Genomic DNA, 20,277 nt, shown 5'->3' with positions numbered 1-20,277 from the left:
GATGCTAAAAATGAAAGGCTGCTACTGAGGTTTCAACCAAGGATTTAAAAATAAGGTATCAACGTTATGTATGTAAATCATTCGTCACCACAACCCAATTCTACGATTCAAAATATGAAAGCACTAGAAGTTGATAACGCTCAGAACATAAGAACGGCGTTTTTTATCTCTGATGGCACGGCGATTACAGCAGAAACGCTTGGGCGTGCTATTTTAAGCCAATTTGCTTCAGTGCCTTTTGAGACTCGAGTATTGCCTTATGTGGATAATCTAGAACGTGCTGAAGATGCGGTTGTGCAAATCAATACCGCCTATCAGCGAGATGGCTTGCTGCCACTGGTGTTTGATACTATTGTTAGTCCTGAGATTCGTGAAAAAATTAATTCAGCGCACAGCTGTAATCTTGATATGTATGAAGGTCTCATCGGTCGCGTTGCAGAAGAGACGGGCGTGGAGCCAGATGGGCATTCAGGTCATGCCCATGATAACGTCGACTCTGAGACTTATAAAGAGCGTATTGATGCGGTGCATTTTGCTTTAGATAATGATGACGGCGCGCGTACCCGTCATTATCATGCCGCAGATATTATTTTGATTGGTGTTTCGCGCTCTGGTAAGACCCCAACGTCATTGTATTTGGCACTACAGTTTGGTATTCGAGCGGCCAATTATCCTTTAACCGAAGAAGACCTAAATGACAACCAGCTACCTAAAGCATTGCGTGAGCATAAACACAAGTTGTTTGGTCTGATTATCGATACGGATCGCTTGGTGAAAATCCGCCAAGAGCGCCGCGCGGGTAGTCGCTATTCAAGTTATCAGCAATGTCAGCAAGAACAGCGCGCAATACAAGGAATTTATACCTCACAGGGGATTCCAAGCCTTGATGTGTCAGAGATGTCCGTTGAAGAGATTGCCACGCGTATATTACAGATGACTGGTCTGAAACGCCGCATTGGCTAATTGAGCTAGGTCTCTATTTTTCTGAAAAACAATACTTTTGAAAAAAACGGTTGTAGTGGTTGCTGTATTGCAAAATAACGTATCACCACGTATGGTGGACACACTTTAGCACCATGGATATTTTTATCTAGACATTTATAAAGATGAAGGCGTCCGCGAGCTAAAAAACAGATTCATAAATGAATAAAGAGGACACGATGGGAAGCAAAACGATAGGCGACGCGACCAATGATACTGGTAAAGATATTAAAACTGAGGTGTCTAATAAGGAAAGTGGTCGTGTGCCAAACCCTGAGCATACTGAGGGTAAAAATAAGAAAGAGAAAATCGAACAAACGCATGAGCAAGTTACTGAAGACATCATGCATCATCCAGATTTGGTCAATCCACTAGATGATACACGTATCGACGTAAAATCGGGCTTTACTAAGGATTCACAACGTCTAAAAAGCGATAAGCATGAGTTTGAATATGATGCGGTCGTATTAGGTGCAGGTCCTGCAGGTGAAGCTGCTGCCATGAAACTTGCCAAATCGGGCAAGAAAGTGGTGGTCATTGACCCGCGCGAGCAAGTAGGCGGTAACTGTACCCACGTTGGTACGATTCCAAGTAAAGCTTTGCGCCAGTCGGTTTTTAACTTGATTAACTTTCGCCGTGACCAGATGTTTACTAAGGCCATGGACTATCATCAAGTTCCACTGAATATCGTGTTAGCTAAAGCTCGAAAAGTGATTCTGCAACAGGTTCAGACGCACACCAGATTCTATGAGCGCAACCAAATCGAAGTGATTCATGGTTGGGCAAATTTTATCGATAAAAACACGATACGTATCGAAATTGATGAAAATACCTTTGAAACAATTACCTTTAACAAAGCTATCATTACGGTCGGTAGCCGTCCATATCGCCCTGATATCTTAGACTTTAATCATCCACGCGTATTTGATTCTGATAAAATCCTACAGATGGATTATGTGGTTAAGAAAATTATTATTTATGGCGCTGGCGTGATTGGCTGTGAGTATGCGTCTATCTTTACTGGTCTTGGCTATAAAGTAGATTTGATTAATAACCAAAATCAGCTGCTAAGCTATTTGGATAGTGAAATCAGTGACGCTATTGCTCATGATTTCCGTCAATTTGGCGTGGTTATCCGTAGCAATGAAGAGATTGACCATTTAGAAACGCATGATGACTGTGTCATTTTGCATCTAAAAAGTGGTAAGAAAATCAAGTCAGACGCTATTTTATGGTCGAATGGACGCTCAGGTAATACTGAAGGCTTAAATTTAGAATGCCTAGGTCTAGAAGCCAATAGCCGCGGTCAGCTGAAAGTTGATGATACTTACTGTACCGAAGTTGAAAACATCTATGCAGCGGGCGACGTTATCGGTTGGCCTTCATTAGCTTCTGCCGCTTACGACCAAGGGCGTTGTGCGGCGGCATTTATGGTCGGTGACCGTGATGCAGAGCCTGTATCGAGCGTACCAACAGGTATTTATACGATACCTGAGATTTCATGTATCGGTAAAACGGAACAAGAGTTAACCGATGCCAAAGTTCCTTATGAGGTCGGTCAGGCTTTCTTTAAGCATCTTGCACGCGCGCAAATCATTGGTGAGCGTTCAGGCGTTCTAAAAATCTTGTTCCACCGTGAGACGTTAGAGATTTTAGGTATTCATTGCTACGGCAATCATGCTTCAGAGATTATTCACATTGGGCAAGCCGTGATGAAATGTAATGCCACGCTTGAATACTTTGTAAATACCACCTTTAATTATCCAACAATGGCAGAAGCTTATCGCGTCGCGGCATTGAACGGTCTTAATCGTGTGTTCTAACGATTAATGATATTAAACTGAGTCAATAAAAAAGCGTCTGTAATTATACAGGCGCTTTTTTTAAATCATTTTTTATCTTAGTAAGCGTTTTTACGCGCTGAATTAACCCAGCGAAAGAGCAACAGTAGGATAAAGTAAAAAGCCCATAATCCTGCCAACGCATAAAATCCTGTCGCTACTTGCGCGATACTGGCGCCCATTTGGTTAAGCTGCACGGAAGTATTGATACCTGGTGTCGTTGGCAATAACCAACGAATAATTTGCAAGAATTCAGGAAGCTGATGGGCAGGCCACGGATAGCCACTGACAAAAAACATCGGTAATGAGCTAAAAATTAAAATTTGCATACTACGCTCGCGCTGGCGAAACCAAAGTCCAAGCACGCAACCAAGTGTGGCGACTGTCGGACAAAATAGCAGCAAGAATAATAAACTGCCGAGCATGTTTTGCCCGCGCGGATAGTCATGAAGCTCAAATGCCCAGCCGTAATAGAAACAGCCAATCACAAAGCTAAACATACTTAGCGCGGCAATCCGCCCAAGCCAGCCACGAATGTTAGTTCTATGGCGTCGTTGCTCATACCAAGTGCCGATTAACATCGCCGTTGACATTAAAAGCGTTTGCTGCAAGATAAGAATAGACACCGCTGGCACGACGTAAGCGCCATAACCTTCCGTTTGATTATATAAAGGGATAATCTTTAACGGTACGGCTTGGGTTTTGGCAGAAGCAGTCGCTAAGTACGCCCCTTGTGCCACGTTTTTCTTTACCTCAATGCCAGCTGAGACGGTACTAACCGCTTGCAAAAATCCCATTTGTACGTTTTTATTTAATAAAAAATAGCCGCCATTACCAAGTACGCTGACGCTAGCGGCTTTGCCTGACAACACTTGCTGTTCAAGTCCGCTTGGAATAATCATGTAGCCTGCGATGTCATCCGCCCACATGGCATCGATGGCTTGCTGTTCATTTAAGAAGCGTTTTGTATCTAATTGCGGACTGGCACTGGCATAACGAACGATGGTTTGCGATAAAGGACTATTGTCTTTATCAACAATGCCAACAGGTACATGGTTTACAACTTCCGTAGAATACGGCCAAGGATAGAAAAAACCATAAATAATCGGTGCAATCATCAATAGTAACAGCACACCTTTATCAGAAAACACGTCTTTTATAGTTTGTAAAAAGCTGCCAAAAAAGCTTGGCGATGCCAGAATTTTCTCTGATTCTGTCATGATAGTAGAGGACTTGTTTTTGGATAATGACATCAGCGTGCTCCCCAGCGTTCAGGATGCGCTAATGCGCGTTTGCTTAGTAAGGCCGTTAAATATAGCGTAACGAGTGTTGCTAGCGTCAGCCCATAAACAATTGGTAAGGATATGATGACAGGCGCTTGCATCTGTAACTGTGCAATATGCAGCTTAAGATAATGGGTAAGCGGCAGCACATCTGACCAATGCTGGGCATTCTTACTGATAGCGACATAAGGAAACGTCACCCCAGCGAACGCATAAGAAGGTGCTGAGATAAAACCCGTCGCCGATAAACCCATACGCAATGAGAAGGAGCCTAAGGTAAATATAGCGCCAAGCCAGAAAGATAACATCATCAATAATACAAGGCTTATATAGGTTACCATGAGCGCGCTAATAGCAATCGATTGTTGCGGCGCTGCCAGCCATAAAGCCAATATCGACCAAATACTATAAGCCAGTAGCGGCCAAAAGTACTTGCCCAATAAACCAAATACCAATACCGGTATACTTACTTCTTCTGGTGCTTGGTTTTGACTGGCTGAGACATTATCTAATGGACTAGGTTGGCTGTCATTATTAGGTTGATCATCTTTATGTGGTAATGTTAAATAAACATGACTGCCATTAATAAAGTGATACCAGCGTCCGATTCGCTTGTCACGCAATTCACGGCCGATCGTCGTTGCGCCAATCACCATTGCTAAAATATGCAGCAGAGCAGGAATGACTGTCGATGCCAAAAATTGCTGATAATCAGTCGCCGCATTAAATAAGCTGATGCGTTGAATGCTAATAGGAGAGTAAGCAATCGCCGCTTGCGATGGTGCCATACCTTGTTTGACCAAGCGCTTCATCTCAACGCCTGCGGATAAGGTACCAATGACAGACTGTACGCTGGTTTGGATAATGCCAGAGTGGGTGCCATATTGGGCATTGACTTGGAGTACGATAGGAGCAGGCTTACTTAATAAGATATTACGAGAAAAATCTTCAGGGATAATGACGACTGCATAGATATCACGCTGCAAGATAGCAGCTTTTGCCGCAGCAGGCGTATGATATAGCTGCTTTACAGTCAAATTAGGATTGGCTTCCAAATACCGTAGTGCCGTATTGGCAACAGGCCCCCGATCATTATCAATCACGCCAATAGGCAAATCAGTGATTTGTATTTGTGAAAAAATCCACCAAATCAGCAGCACAGTAGCCAGCGGTATCCAGAACACCATCGCCAAGTCCCAAGGGTTTTTGGCTAAAAAACGTCGCTCGTAAGCTGCACTGCGTACAAAAGCATCCTTTAGCTTCGTCAGGCGCATAGCTTACTCTTGGTTCTGATTAACGAGGGCAGGATTAAGACGTACAACTACGCTCATACCTGAGCGAATACGTCTATCAGGGTTAGTGGGTCGGGCTTTCACTTCAAAGGTACGAACATCAAAACCATCGTCATTGTTAGTCGGTCGCCAAGTGGCAAAGTCAGACAAGGTTGAAGTAGCATAAACAGTAAATTGTTTGGTATAAGGCTTTTCAGGTGATGATAAAGCGGGAATAGTACCCATGAACCGCTGACCAATCGCAAACTGATTTAAGTAGGTTTCCGTGACATTTAAGACGACCCATTGATCATTGGTATTGACTAAGGTTAGCAGCGGCACACCTTGACCGATCACTTCACCTGCATTGACGATGACATTATCGACGACACCAGAGATTGGGCTTTTTAAGTTGGCTTCTTCTTTCGCTACCAATGCTTCTTCTAATTGCGCATCGACTTGCGCAACTTGTGCAGTCGCCGCTGACTTATCTTCACTACGTGCGCCTTCCATCGCTAACTCATACTGTAAGCGTGCTGCTTCGGTTTGATCTTGAGTTGCCAAATATTGTGCATAGGCTTCATCGCGCTTTTGCCGCGCCATCAGTCCTTCTTCATACAGACGATTAACACGCTGATAAGTGTTTTCTGCCAAGTCAGATGCTGCTTTATGAGCTTGCCATGCTGCTTTTGCTTGAGCGATTTCTTGCGGACGTGCCCCATTTTCAGCTTTATCCAGCTGGCTTTGTGCCATTTGTTTGCCAGCGCGTGCCTGATTGATTTTTGCATTAATCTCAGGCGAATCCATCTCTATTAGCTGTTGACCGACCGTGACCGCATCACCTTCTGTGACTAATATTTTTGCAATACGTCCCGGTACTTTTGCCGCGATAGACGTTTGCTGCATTTGCATTTGCCCTTGGAGGGTAATAATTTGCGGCTCGCTATGCTGATTGCTCTTGTATAAACCATAAGCAATCACGCCCAAAATAACTAAAATCACCAGCGCCAAAATCACCTTTTTAATCTTTGTTGATTTATTATCTTTTACTGACTGGCGCTTATAGCTTGGCACCGTTTGCTCCGGCTCAATGCTAGTATCAGTATTGGTGTCCCTATCGGCATCAGTGCTGTTATTCATATCAGTCTTAGACGCATCAGCATCATTTGCATCGACCGTAGAATCCATGTTCGTGGGCGCTGGATTATCGTTAGTATTGGTCGATCCAGTCGATGAGTTTAAGCCACTTAGTTTGCGCGAGTCGCCTGATTCGTTGGTAGATTCAGTCATGACAGTGAGATTCCTAAAGCAATAGAGTCGGTAATAAGCAAAATAAATCGTTTGTCGTCTGATATTGCTAAGACGATAAATGGGCGATGTTATTTGTCATATAAAGTGGGTAGCCGAATATCGGCGGCATTGAGATAGGCATTAAAGGCAAGGGGCGTACCACAGCTTTGCATAAGAGCAGCAAGTGATTGAACATAGCTATAAGCTGCTTGCGCTTGCTCCGTACGTGCTTTTAACGACTGCGTTTGCGCTTGGGCAATCTCGACTGGCGTATTCAAACCCTCTTGTAGTCCAAGCCTGCGCAAACGCAAGACTTCTGCCGCAAGCTCTACATTGCTTTGTAGAGCTTGATAGCGTGATTGGGCGTTATTCACATCATGCCAGTTTTTTTCAACCAGTAATAATAGGTTGTCACTGACTTCAATCTCAGACAAATCAGCTTGACGTATCTTGGCATTACTTGATGCCAGTGATGCGGTTTTATCCAGACCGCCCCATAATTTCCAACTCGCCGAGACGCCAGCGACCCAGCTTGGGTCTTTTTCGATTTGCCCGTAGCCATATAGCATGACAGTAGGCTTGTAACCAGTATCCGATAGCGCATGCAATTGCTGAGCCTGAGCACGTTTGGCGGCGACTTTTTGTAGACCTGGGTGATTGGTCAGTGCCAAATCTTGAAAGTAGCTGACATCAGGTAGGGGTCGGCTTGAGACAAACAAAGGTGTGCGAGGTTTAATGCGATACTCAGTGCGCAATAGACGCTGTAAAGCTATCATGGCAAGACGTGCATCATTATTGGCATTGACAGATTCGCTTTTGGCATCCGCAAGTGCCGATTGCGCTTCTAAGCGATCAACTCGCGATATAAAACCTTCTTCAAAAAGCCGCTGCGCCATATGGTCAGTCTGCTGCAAGGTATCATAGGCATCGTCGCGTAAATAGGCGGCAATGATTGCCAATTGCGCTTTAAAATAACGCTCAATCAAGGTGTTATAAAGCTCGTTTTTGTCCAATATACTGTCAGCTACGGCTTCTTGAGTACGAGCATTGGACGCGCCTGTCAGAGCGGCAGTACGTCCAGCGGTATAAATAGGCCATACTACCCCAAGTCCTGCGCCCACCGTAGAGCCTGAGCGTTTTAACTCGTAGTTATCTGGGATACGCTCACCAACCAATTCACCAAAATTTGGCAAATCTGGAATGGGCGGAATAATGTCACCAACCCCATTATTAATATCATTAACGATGCCGTTTTTTAGCGACGATAGATCAATGTCCGCATCCAAATTGTAGGTAGTAGCTGAAACACGGGCAAATACAAGTGGGTGATCGATAGTTTTGAGGGCGTCCGTTTGATATTCGCTGGCAGCAATAGCGGCCTGATTGGCAGCGATTTTTGGGGATACTTGCAACAAAATATTTTGCGCTTGTTCAAGACTTAACAAGCTAGACACTTCTAACGGATAGCTGTTCTCTATGCTTTTATGGGTAATAGGATCGATAAGCGTGCTTAGAGCTGCTTGACGTCCAGAGACCTCGCCCGTACTGTCGCCACGTATCGTCGCCGATTTTACAGAAGCTTCGTTTATAGAAGATTTGTTTGCAGAAGCTGCATGCTTAGAGGATACCGTTTTAGAGGTGATATTTTGATTGACCATATCAAGTGCACTTAATGCATTGTTTTGATTGTCGGCGTCGATAATCTGTGTCACATTGACAGCTATCACCTCATTTTGTGACTCATTCATATGCTCACTAGCGCGTGCAGAGGCAGTCGCCGCTATACTCATGAGCGTAATCGTCATCACGGCAGTGGACAGAGTCGATAGAGCAAATTTCATAGGTCACGTAAGCCATTAATTAGAATACAAGGTACAAGTTAAAAGGTGTCTAGAATCACACGCAATGTATAAACAGTATTAGTCATGCTGAGTACTGTTTATGCTAGAGATAATCTAAGCTAAATATTATGCAAAATGTGCTGCTAAATAGACTAAATTATCAAATATGATTCGATCTAAAATTTGTCATGGATGACAAAGCGTACACTGTAGTGCCACAATAGTGACGGGTCAATGCTCACTATTTGCTTATTCTGCATTGTATCAACAAAGGGTTTATGGTAACGCTTTTAACTATAATGAATAATAGCATCATTTAATAAACGGCTGATATAGGCTAGTAACTTGTTTTTCCTCTGATTTTCCTAATTGCATAGGTTTAAATTTTTTGTAAGTACTATCTATAAAATGGATAGCATTATCTATACTGAATTTTAGATTTTATAAATTTATAGTTAATAAATAATAATATTAGACTCAAATAAGACAAGATGGGATGTGAGTAATGGCAGGATATATTTTAGCGTTAGATCAAGGGACAACGTCAAGTCGAGCTATATTGTACGATGATCATGCGCGCCCAATCAAAATGGCACAGCAGCCAACGGTCTTAAAGACACCGCAAGCCGGTTTTGTTGAGCAAGATGCCCAGCAAATTTGGCAGACGCAAATCAGCTGCGCTCATGACGTTATTAATCAGGCAGGGCTACTCGCCACCGATGTTAGCAGTATCGCTATTACCAATCAGCGTGAATCTATTGTCATGTGGGATAAGCAAACAGGTAAGCCACTTGCCCCCGCTATTATTTGGCAAGACAGGCGTACAGCGAGCTACTGTGAAGCGCTTGCTACTGAGAACTTAACCGCCACGCCGCAAAGTGGTATGGTTAGTAATAATAGCCAAGGTGATATGGCAAGCGAAGTGCAACGTATTACAGGTCTGCGTTTAGATCCATATTTCAGTGCCAGTAAAATCGCTTGGTTACTAGATCAAAATCCTAAATTAAGCGTACGCGCCAATAAAGGCGAGATAGCAGTTGGCACCATAGACAGCTGGCTGATATATAAGCTCACAGGTGGTGAGCATGTCATCGATGTCACCAATGCTTCTCGTACCTTGCTATACGATATCCATAAGCTGGCATGGTCGGAGGAGTTGTGCGCCCGATTTGGCATACCCATGAATATTTTACCTAAAGTTCTGCCATCCGATGGCGACTTTGGCAAAACTAAAAAGGGATTATTTGCCAAGCAAATCCCAATTCATGCAGTATTGGGTGACCAGCAAGCAGCACTTTTTGGTCAAGGCTGTCTTGAGACGGGCATGGCTAAAAATACTTATGGCACTGGTTGTTTTATGCTAATGAATATCGGTCAAAAGCCGCTGCTTAGTGAACATAAACTACTCACAACTATTGCATGGCAACGAAAATCTGCACCAACTCGCCCAGACAATCTCTCGTTCGAACAGATCGTCCAATCTGGCAGACGCATGCTACAGCCGCCAAACAGGGACGTAACTTACGCGTTAGAGGGCAGTGTTTTTATGGCGGGTGCAATTGTACAGTGGCTGCGTGACAACCTAGGTATGTTTCAAAAAAGCGGCGAGGTAGAAGACTTGGCTCGGCAAGTTGAGAGCAGTGAAGAGGTGGTTTTGCTGCCAGCATTTACGGGATTAGGTGCCCCTTATTGGCGCTCAGATATCAGTGCCAGCATTACTGGTATGAGTCGCGGTACGACCAAAGCCCATATTGCAAGGGCAGCACTCGAGGCGGTTGCTTATCAAACATACGATGTGCTCATTGCCATGCAAAAAGACAGCCCGCATCCACTCACTGAATTAAGGGTAGATGGGGGCGCGGCAAATAATGATTTGTTGATGCAGTTCCAAGCAGATTTATTGAATGTGCCGGTACTGCGTCCAAGAGACACAGAGATTACTGCAAAAGGAGCCGCTTTACTTGCTGGCTTAAAAACAGGTTTATATGATGATACAACGATGAAGGCCTCATGGCAGGTAGATCGAGTTTTTGAGCCTAATATGTCTATAGATGTGCGTGAAAAGCATCTGTATAAATGGCAACAAGCTATCAGTAGAGCATTAATAGTGCCTTGATTACCATGATAGATAGTGTTTTGCTTATTACTTAATAGCCGTTTTTCAATATTATATAATCGACTCACCTAGAAACTACGTCAGATGACAAAGTTTTGGTACAGATACAGACTGTAACGCAATACCATCGTGATTTTGACACAGTTTACATATTCGACCTATCTGTCTTTGAACTCAGTTCCTATACTTTAGAAGATTTAATAAAACGCTTAATCTGGCTTATATTGCTATTAAGTGGATTGATGATAAATAGAATATATAACAAATCAATTAAGGAAGATATTATGAATAACGACGGCCGTATTACAGACTCGAATAACCGTGTGATTACTGATGACTATCTTGAAGTTGGTGATAGAGAGCGTATTATCGATGATAATGAGCGCCGATTGACTGGTAATGATCAGACAATCAACAATACTGTTATTAGACATGAAAAAGACAACATTATAGAGGATCATGATGCGATTGATCGTACTGCTGTCAAGCATATGTCGAAAGAAGCAAGAAGTGATCTGAATGCTGATCCAATCACAGGCGAGCCAGGCTCACACCCTGTAGGTACAGGTATTGGTGGTATTGGCGGCGCAGCAGCAGGTGCTGCTATTGGCACGATGGCAGGCCCATTAGGCACGCTTATTGGTGGAGCAATTGGTGCAATTGTCGGTGGCGGTGCAGGTCATGCAGCAGCCGAAGCGATTGATCCAACGCGTGAAGAAGCATATTGGCGTGCAGAGTATGCCAATGCCGATTACTATCAAGAAGGTCATGATTTCGATCGTGATTTGCATCCAGCTTACGCGGTAGGCTATGCTAACCGTGCACGTTATCCCGCTGATGCCCGCTTTGAAGATCATGAGTCAGATTTAGAGCGCTCATGGAACAATGTGAAAGGTGAATCACGTATGGAATGGAATGAGGCACGTAGAGCATCTCGTGATGCATGGAACCGCATTTCTTAATGTATTTATGCTGATTTTAATAAGATATTAAGTACTCAGGTCAGATAGTTTATGAAAAGTAGTCAGCGATTAATATGCAAGTGCTGCTAATAGTATACTTGCTTCAAGTAAGTAAACACGACTAAAGCTTACTGTCTTATTACTGGGTTTAGTTCGATTGTAGACATTTTTTGTTAACAGACGCAATAATTTGAATTTATGCTATTTTAAAGCCTCCAAAGATTTCTTTGGAGGCTTTTTTACTGTATATTACTATGTATGAATATATAATATGCTTTATTGTTAAAATTAGCCAATAAGTAATAATTAGAAACCTTATGTAAAAACAATTATAGAATAATAGGCAGTTTATGACCAATAATAATGAAAGTAATCATAAGCAGTTTTATATAGCAACTGCCAACCTGCTCAATTTTGCCAATCCCAATCGTCTCTATTATCCAAACGCACCTGCATATACTAATCACGAATACGAACATAAGTTACGCGGTATCACAGATCTACTGTCAAAGGCACATGCTGATATCATTGCGGTCCAGGAAGTATGGGACAGTGAAGCGCTCGAAGCTTTAGCAGTATCATTGGGCTTTAAGCCTGAACATGTCGTTATTCCGCTGGCAAGTAATGATAGCGTAAATTCATATACGCAAGGTAAAGGGGCGCAAAATACGCCTGCTGTCGGTATCATTAGTCGGTTTGCGCACTTAGAGAACAGTTTGCTTGAAGAGATTGCCCCAAAAGCGGTCATTGATATCCCTGATGTTGGTCCTTATCAGCGCTTTAATCGTCCGCCCCTTGTATTGCGTGTAGATGCATTTGGTCAGCCGATAACGATTATTACCGCTCATCTAAAAAGTAAACGTGCTTTTTTCTTACGTGATGAGGCTGGTAATTTGTTAGAAGATATGGATGATCCAAACATTCGTATTCGTGCCAAGTTGCGTAGTTTGTGTATGCGTGCGGCAGAAGCGGCTTCTATCAGGCTTTCTATCATAGATAGGTTACAGCATACTCGTGAGCCCTTGATTTTGCTTGGTGATATGAATGATGTGACTGAAAGCGTGACCACCCAGCTGATGACGGAGACTGGTGAGGTCAACTATGACAAGAGCATGCGAGACGTCGCGCTGTTTGATGCTGCTCGTATTCAAGCCCGTTATGGTTGGATGAAAGATGTAGCATATACTCATATCTATCAAGGTATGCCAGAAGTGATTGATCAGTTATTTGTCTCTGAAGAATTTCTACCTGATAGTAAGTTTTCGCTCGGTCAGGTTGAACGGGTTGACTACTTTAATGACCATTTAAAGTGGGATTATGCAGATAGAGTGATCGACCACGGTATTATAAGAGCGAAAATAAAGCTTCACAATTAACACTATTTAATAATTAATTACTGAATTTTTTTTAACCTATTCTTGTTCCTTGCTTGATAGTGTACAAGCGTTTATTATGCCTCTTCGTTGAGTATAGTAGCGGTGTTATCAATCCATATATGATTGATAGAAATGGTGCTTTGATTTAGGGCGCATACTATCCGATGAACACTATATTTTTAAAGATATGACATAACATTAAGAGATTTATCATGAGTGAAAATAAAGACGACAAAATTGAAGATGTACTGGTAGATTCGGAGCTGGCAAAAAAGCTGGTGCCGAATAAGTTTAAGTTTACTAGCCAGCAAGGACGCGCCCGCCGTCAAAAATTGTTGATGGGTGCTAAAAAGTTGAGTGAAACCCAATCTATCAATGATATTACGCTTGCCGCTGTCTGCGAAGAAGCGGGTATTCCACGGGCGTCTGCTTATCATTTCTTCCCTAATATTGAAGCAATATTTTTGGCGCTGCGTTTTTTAAATGCTATTGATATTTTAGATGTATTGAGAACCGTTGAGACGGTTAAATATGATAGATGGCAAGGGTATCTTACAGCGCTGATTGATCGCTGTGTACAAATTTTTGATGAAGATCAAACCAAAGCCAAATTAATTTATGATACCAATACGCCTGATTTTGAAGGCGACAGTTTTGGCGAGCATATGGATCACCAAGTAGTAAAATTGGTCTATGATCGTTTGGCTGAACGCTATGAAGTGCCTAAGTTTGAAGATATTCAAGATGTATTATTGATTACCTTTAGTATCGTGAATGCGATCTTTACTGTTTCTTATCGTCGTCATGAGCGTATTACCGATAAGTATCTACAAGAAGCTAATACGGCATCTATCGCTTATCTGCGTTGTTACTTGCCAGAGAAGCTACCGCGTAAAGACCGTTAGTCTGTCTATTAAGTTTTAAAGACAGACATTAAAAAAATCCGACATATATATGTCGGATTTTTTTGCTAAATTTTTATGTATAAGCTTTATAAAATACTTATAGTGAATAAAATTCCTACATTTGATCAAGTGTCGGCAATACTTGTCCATTACAGCGATCACCACTTGCATCGAAAGGCGAGTATTGCTCATAATAACGTACGATAAGCCCTTCTAATGCCACGTTTTCTTTGGAATCGTGAGCATTAACAAAAGCTTCACGTGCTTGTTCAAGCCAGCGGTCAGCCATGCGAAATTGGCTGCCTGCCTGCCGTGAATTATGTTCACATTGGTCGGTCGCTGCCCAGATTAATGCCACTTCACTAAATGCTATTTCACGGGGAGCGCTTGCAATACCACCGCTGTCTTTGAGGGCACTTAATGTTGCCCATAAATCAGGTCGCATTAGCGCTGATGAGGCAGATATATTTTGGATAAGAACAAGATCGTTTTCTGAACCTTTTTTTAATGCTTGCAAAATAGCTTCTGCAGATTTTGCCGCTTCTAATCCAGCAGGTGAGCGACTATTCATGCTGTCTTTATGGATGGCATAGTTGAGCCAAGCTTGGGCTTTATAAGCAAAGTACTGTTGCTGCGCAGTTTTATCTTTTTGCTGATAATGCTGTAGTTCTGCTAGCATACAGCTCATCGCCCGTTGCTGCGTATTTTGGTTTTTATATGTCGCTTTTAAATCCTGACTCTGGCAGTAATCAGAGGTGTCTACAGTAGTGATATTCCCACTTTTTTGGAGAGTCGTAGCTGCGGTTGATACACATGAAGTCGTTGATAATAGCAAAACAGCTGAAAACGCAGCACATATTGGATTTTTATAAGTAGCTACTTTAATAGTAGAGTAAAGCATAACGCGAAAACCTTGTAGTAAGCTGATAAGTATCGGTGCTGGCAATTTTGAGACTGATTTTATCGCTTATCAAATGCTATAGTCAATTTACTTCAAAAATATAGTGCTATTGGAATAAGATTTTAAAGTCTTTATCTTCCTTTAGTGCATGTGAATAAGGAAAAACGATTCCAGAAAAACGTCATTCAAGATGGTGCCTTTTTAATTGACCGTCTTATAATGTAGAGGATACAGGTGCTGCACGTTTATTTTTACGTGGGTCTTCACGCTTAAATAGATCTTCATCAAACTTGAAGCGTAGTCTAAAGTATGCGCCCTCGATGGTAGTATCGTCATAAGCGATGTCTTCATCTTCAAAGCCCATGAAGTTATAACCAAGCGATAACCATAAATTGTTCATTGGACTATAGCCAACTTCAGCGCCAACTAAATAGGCTAGGTCATTTGCTTGCTTATTCCAATAAGTACCTGCTTGTAAACCAATATCCCAGCGCTCGCTAATATCATATAAGCCGCGAGCGTACACAGCATGAGCGGTATTGTCACTTGCGATACCTTGAGCATCGTATTCGGTATATTTACCTGCATAGTGACCTGATAACGTTAATGGGCGCGTTGGATGGTAGTTACCGCTCCATGACCAAACAATAGCATCCTTTTGATAAGGGTCATCACCAGTGGCATTATCATCTAAGCGATATTCAAGCTTGGCCAGCATATCAAGCTGATTGCTATCGTAATCGCGATAGGCAGCACCAAGTTGAAAGCGATTGATAGTCCTATGACCATTATCATAATCAACTTTTGAATAAATATCTTTGGCTAATAAAGTAACTTCATCGCTATAACGATAAGCAACGCCAGCACTACCTAATAAGGTGTCACTGGTATCGCCCCAGCGTTTTTCTAGGCGCCCTGATGCTTTGTAATTTTCGTTAGCAAGGTATTCGACGCCAAAACCTGCTGCAGTTGAGGTACTGTCTTTCTCACCCTCTAAAGATTCGACACGCTCGAGTAAAGTATTAAGCGTCAAACCTTTTTGCACATACCATTTATTCTTTAGACCAATGGCAGCTTCCGCTTCGCGAGCACTGATGGCATCACGTAGACGGTATTCACTATAAACCTTGCCATCTTTCATATAAGTGGCATCAAAGCCGACAACAGTGCGTTGACGCTCCTCAGAATCGTCTAAACCATAGCTGCCAGACAAGCTATTGATTAAATCATGGCGAGCATAAAGTCGACCTAAATTACCCAGTGCTGTTTCACCGCCGATAGAGGTTGCGTTGCGTGAGCTGTGTTCAATATCTTGCTCATACTCAGCAAATACCAATGAGTTATTTAGCTTTGGCAAACGCGCGGTTAGACGGGCGCGGGCAGTAGTGCCTTCGATGTCTTTTTCAGTGTTGCTTACGCCATTAAGCGCTGATTGATTAATGATGTCATCATTTGCAAAAGTATCATTAGTAATATCTACCACATCAGTTGCTGCTTGGATATTACGTGAGGCACCTTCCTGTTTGTAATAACGTACACCGACTTCACCAACGATATTTTTGCTTAAATGCTGTTCGAGACTGGCCTGTACGCCTTCAGTACTTGCATCAGTAATATGATCTTCTGTGCGTACGCCTTCAAGTTTAAGCGCAGTCTTTTTCTCGTTTAAAGTGTGGATGATTTCGATGCCAGATTCGGTACGACCAGCAGTTTGTGGTGACGCGCCAGTGACAAAACCGATATCGGTATCGTTATGATAGGCTTTTGCACGGGTATTTTTTTTATTGTCATAGTCAAGCTCGATACGTAGAGCGTCACCCTCAGCATTATCGCCTGTTAGTTTGTCCGCATTGATCTGATTGCTTGGCTCGAAATTTGGATTCTCAGCTTTGTTTTTGGCATATTCTGCGACCAGTTTTAGCTTGTCATTAAGTTTAACCACAGTATTAACGCTAGCAAGCTCTTCTTTATTAAGTGGATCATCACTATTAATATAGCTGCCACCGATGGCAATTTTATCAGTCAATTGTCGTTTAGCAGCGACGCCACCTACCCAATATTTCTCACCACCTTCATCAACTTCGACAGTAACGCGTAAGTAGATAGGGTTGCCATCGATATCTTGGCTAGCAATCGGTGATTTTAGATATAAGCTACGGCTAATAGGATCAATTTCATAATCAGCAAAGCGCGTCAAGGTCTCACGGCGCACAATACGTCCAGGATTATTAGCATCACGGATGATTACTTCTATAGTTTCTGAATTTTCTAATACTGCATCAAAATCATTAGCAAGCGGGTAAGGACCTGAAATGCCCAAACCACGAGTTTCATTGACACGCTGTGAGGTGCTTGTTTCAGCGGCAAAAGCAGTAATACGCGTGTTGCTATCTTCAAACTGGGCTTTGACACCAGTCAGTGTACGATTGTATTGACCGAGCTTAATACCTTCATCATTGTCAATTTGAGTCTTTAAGTCGCCATACATGGCAAATGAGCGACCTTTATCTAGACGTACATATAGCTTGCTCGTCGATTGCGCATCAAAACCTTTGGCTGATGAGTCGCCATAAACGGGATAGTATTCGCCCGGCTCGATATCACGGAACAGGCGCTCGCCTTTTTTGTCGCTGTCATAAGCAAGCGTTAATAGATAATCACCGCGTACTTTGCCTTTTAAGAACATTGCCGCACGACCCGTCGCTGAGTAATCATCGTTACCGGCTATTTCGCGTAATTCTTTTTCAAATGCACCTTGTGCGTCAGTGATATTACTACCATCAAAGTCTTTGAGCGCTATCGCGCCTTCAACGATACCAACAGCTATTAATGGACGCAATTGAGCCGTAAACTGTAGCGGAATTACTTGCTTATTGCTGCCTGTATCGATGATCATCTCACCTTTACCGGGTACGCTTGGCGCAGTCACGGAGATCAACAGCTCACCACCATTGACAGTAACTTGCGTGCCAGCCTGATCTTTACTGCTGTCTGCTAAGTTGATACGACCAATATTGGTATCAATGGTGATAGGAGTTGATGCTATATAAGGACGACCATCACGATCTTTTAGACTAATAACGATTTGATAATCGCTGACGCCGTCAGCTGCCACCAATTGTTTTTGGGTACGATAACTAATAGATTGTAAAATATCCGGTGTTAATACCTTGATAGTTTGTTCAGAGATAACTTTGCCATTCACGTCGGTTGCGACACCGCGTAAAGTATTAGTGCCACGCTTTAAATCGACCGCGTAATAATCAAATGCAGTGACATTTTGCTTTTGTTGTTCAGCCGTTTTACCGATTTGTTCTCTTGATATAGCTTTACCGTTGGCATATAGAGTGAAAATAGAGCCCAGTGGGGCTTGTACCTGTACCATTTGTTTATAAGTGCTGAGCTGCTGACCTTCACTCAAATTAATGAAAGAGACATTATTAGTTGCCACTTCTTTAAGGTATTCTTCTAACTCTTTTTCTACAGGAGGTGCAATTTTAGTAATTGCCATCTCAACGCGATTGGCAGATGGGTTTACCATTTCATTGACGATTGCTGAATCGCATTGAATTCCTGCATCTAAAACATCGTTAGATTTACAGCCGCTGGCATTGATATTGTCTTTATTGTCACGGTTATAGTCAGGATCTAAAATTAGCTCGCTTTTAACCGCTTGCTCTAAGCGATCGTTTTTGGCACCGATATTTTTGCTACGCGCTACAAGCTCTGCGTTTAAGCGTTCAGTACTATCCGCCATACCGCCAACGATACCGAAATCGGCACGATGCAGCTCGCCATATTTTAGGTCAACGAAACGGCTACCTGCATCGCCAGCATTACGGTTGCTTTGGGTAACCAGTTCTGTGGCGTTTGGAATAGTAGTGCGGTCAACTTTGAGGACGTGGGTCTTGGCGCTGATACCATAAAAGTTATATTTTCCTTCAGGATCAGTGACAGCAAAGTTGCCGTTTTCCATATAGAGTCGCACGCCAGCAACACCAAGCTCGCCACCTTGTTTTTGTTGAATGCCATCGCGGTTGATATCATGGTAGACCTTACCGACGATGATGCCATCTGTATTCATAACACCGCGATCGACTTCTACTTTCCACTGGGCTTCTCTTGATACGAGGCTTTGATCTTGCTCAGTTTTGGCAATGGCAATCGCACGGTTAATGCCGTCACCGCCTAATGCTGATGAACCAACCAATACGCGATAAGTAATATCTTTACTAGTTTGGGCATCCATATTCCCCAGACTTAAAACTTGATATTTGCCATCGGTTTTAAACTCAGTGGTTTGCGCTTTATCAATACTCACACTACCACCAACGTAGTCAAATCCGCGCGGTAAAGCGTCTTTTAATTCAACGTTATAAGCCGTACTGGTACCATCATTTTTGATATTAATCGTATAGTTAACATAATCACCAAGTGAGGCAGTTTTGACATCACCTTCTTTGGTAACTTGTAGGGTTGGGATATCATTAACGATAGCGATATTGCTACTGATAGCTTCTTTAATTTCCTGTCGTATACCATTTGAGTCAATATAAGCATCTAACGTAGCGAGTAAATTATCACCTTCTAGTGTCTGAATGATACCGTCATTAATGGCATTAGCATTATTTTCTGTTGGTGCTTCTATACGGAATTTACCGGTATTATCACCAGTCTCAATAGCTTTAAGTGAATAAGTATCACCAGTCTTAGGAGAAGTGATAGTTAGCCATATTTCATCTCGTGCGCTATCACGGACGTTACATTTAGCACAGCTGGCTTCAAGATAGGTATTTTCACCAACTTGCGATTTACTTTTGTAGCCATCCCATGAATAAAGCATAAAATCGAGACGTGTTTCAACGATGATTAGCTCGTCACTCACTAAAGCGGTAATAGAAGGGTCTTCAACAACAGCAGCACCAAGCTTAATACTAGCAGTATCACCATCTTTACCATTAGCATCTGATAGAGCTTGTACAATAAACTGAATACTTTCACTCTGACCAAGCTTGATTTGAGCGCTTAAGTTATCAAAGATAATTTCCTTATCTGCACTATCAAATACGCCAATAGTACCAAGGTCTTGATAGACTTTAAGGTTAGACAGAGTCGGCGATACATTAAGTGTCAAATCAACAGTCTGACTGCTATAACTGGTATTACTGAGGACATTGACCCAATTCACCAATGTGTTAGGCGCGACAGTACGTAAGGGTTGCTGAGTTAAGCTAATACCAAATTCAGGCAATACAGAGTAATTTACTTGAACCTGGTTAGAGGTACTGCTTAAACCAATGTTAGTATCGTTATTGACACTATAGCTGGCTTGAGCAATATTATTAATCAGCTCAATCGGTGTGTTGGATGCAGCAAACGCTGTATTTGATTGCATAAGCAACATCGCTAATGACAGCGCAGAGATCTTCGCTGTACATAGGGCGGTACGATTAGACAGTGTCGTGATAGATAGAGTCATATGTCGCTTATCCAATAAAATCTAAAAGAGA

At 42.5% G+C, this 20,277-nt stretch carries 12 protein-coding genes; 6 read left to right on the top strand and 6 right to left on the bottom strand.

Annotated features, from left to right (window positions below; genetic code table 11):
• The first annotated feature begins 114 nt into the window (after positions 1-114).
• A complete protein-coding gene (locus H0262_RS06800) occupies positions 115-963 on the top strand; it encodes a pyruvate, water dikinase regulatory protein (RefSeq protein ID WP_041753451.1) in 849 nt (282 codons plus the stop codon).
• A 197-nt stretch (positions 964-1,160) separates the two neighbouring features.
• Positions 1,161-2,804, top strand: coding sequence for a Si-specific NAD(P)(+) transhydrogenase (sthA, locus tag H0262_RS06795; RefSeq protein WP_011513373.1), 1,644 nt, complete (start codon positions 1,161-1,163; stop codon positions 2,802-2,804).
• Between the two features lie 77 nt (positions 2,805-2,881).
• Here the strand turns inward: sthA and H0262_RS06790 are convergent, their stop codons facing one another.
• The 4 genes from H0262_RS06790 to H0262_RS06775 form a co-directional block, all read right to left on the bottom strand.
• Positions 2,882-4,075 (bottom strand): ABC transporter permease, encoded by a 1,194-nt coding sequence (locus tag H0262_RS06790; RefSeq protein WP_181210193.1) that lies wholly within the window; start codon positions 4,073-4,075, stop codon positions 2,882-2,884.
• Complete coding sequence (locus H0262_RS06785; RefSeq protein ID WP_181210192.1) at positions 4,075-5,379, bottom strand: ABC transporter permease; 1,305 nt, start codon at positions 5,377-5,379, stop codon at positions 4,075-4,077. Before H0262_RS06785 ends, H0262_RS06790 begins: the two co-directional genes overlap by 1 nt.
• A 3-nt stretch (positions 5,380-5,382) precedes the next feature.
• Positions 5,383-6,666 carry an HlyD family secretion protein gene (locus H0262_RS06780; RefSeq protein ID WP_181210191.1) on the bottom strand — a complete coding sequence of 428 codons (1,284 nt, stop codon included), beginning with the start codon at positions 6,664-6,666 and terminating at the stop codon, positions 5,383-5,385.
• Between the two features lie 89 nt (positions 6,667-6,755).
• Positions 6,756-8,507, bottom strand: coding sequence for a TolC family protein (locus H0262_RS06775; protein WP_181210190.1), 1,752 nt, complete (start codon positions 8,505-8,507; stop codon positions 6,756-6,758).
• A 505-nt stretch (positions 8,508-9,012) separates the two neighbouring features.
• Between H0262_RS06775 and glpK the strand changes: the two genes are divergently transcribed.
• The 4 genes from glpK to H0262_RS06755 all read left to right on the top strand — a co-directional run bounded on the left by glpK (position 9,013) and on the right by H0262_RS06755 (position 13,866).
• Positions 9,013-10,623 (top strand): glycerol kinase GlpK, encoded by a 1,611-nt coding sequence (gene glpK / locus H0262_RS06770; RefSeq protein WP_181210189.1) that lies wholly within the window; start codon positions 9,013-9,015, stop codon positions 10,621-10,623.
• A gap of 491 nt (positions 10,624-11,114) precedes the next feature.
• On the top strand, positions 11,115-11,585 hold the full coding sequence (locus H0262_RS06765) for a hypothetical protein (RefSeq protein WP_226939380.1): 471 nt from the start codon (positions 11,115-11,117) through the stop codon (positions 11,583-11,585).
• Between the two features lie 350 nt (positions 11,586-11,935).
• Entirely contained in the window at positions 11,936-12,961 is a 1,026-nt protein-coding gene (locus tag H0262_RS06760; RefSeq protein WP_181210187.1) for an endonuclease/exonuclease/phosphatase family protein, read from the top strand.
• Positions 12,962-13,173: 212 nt separating this feature from the next.
• On the top strand, positions 13,174-13,866 hold the full coding sequence (locus H0262_RS06755) for a TetR/AcrR family transcriptional regulator (RefSeq protein WP_011513381.1): 693 nt from the start codon (positions 13,174-13,176) through the stop codon (positions 13,864-13,866).
• 115 nt (positions 13,867-13,981) lie between these two features.
• Here H0262_RS06755 and H0262_RS06750 read toward each other — a convergent pair whose 3' ends face one another.
• Both H0262_RS06750 and H0262_RS06745 read right to left on the bottom strand, forming a co-directional pair.
• Positions 13,982-14,767, bottom strand: coding sequence for a hypothetical protein (locus H0262_RS06750; RefSeq protein ID WP_181210186.1), 786 nt, complete (start codon positions 14,765-14,767; stop codon positions 13,982-13,984).
• 214 nt (positions 14,768-14,981) lie between these two features.
• Entirely contained in the window at positions 14,982-20,246 is a 5,265-nt protein-coding gene (locus H0262_RS06745; protein WP_181210185.1) for a DUF11 domain-containing protein, read from the bottom strand.
• Positions 20,247-20,277 lie beyond the last annotated feature (31 nt).

It is taken from the genome of Psychrobacter sp. D2, assembly GCF_013608135.1.
Classification (GTDB): domain Bacteria; phylum Pseudomonadota; class Gammaproteobacteria; order Pseudomonadales; family Moraxellaceae; genus Psychrobacter; species Psychrobacter cryohalolentis.
Note: the sequence above shows the minus strand (reverse complement) of the source record. Positions and strands in the feature narration are given on the sequence as shown.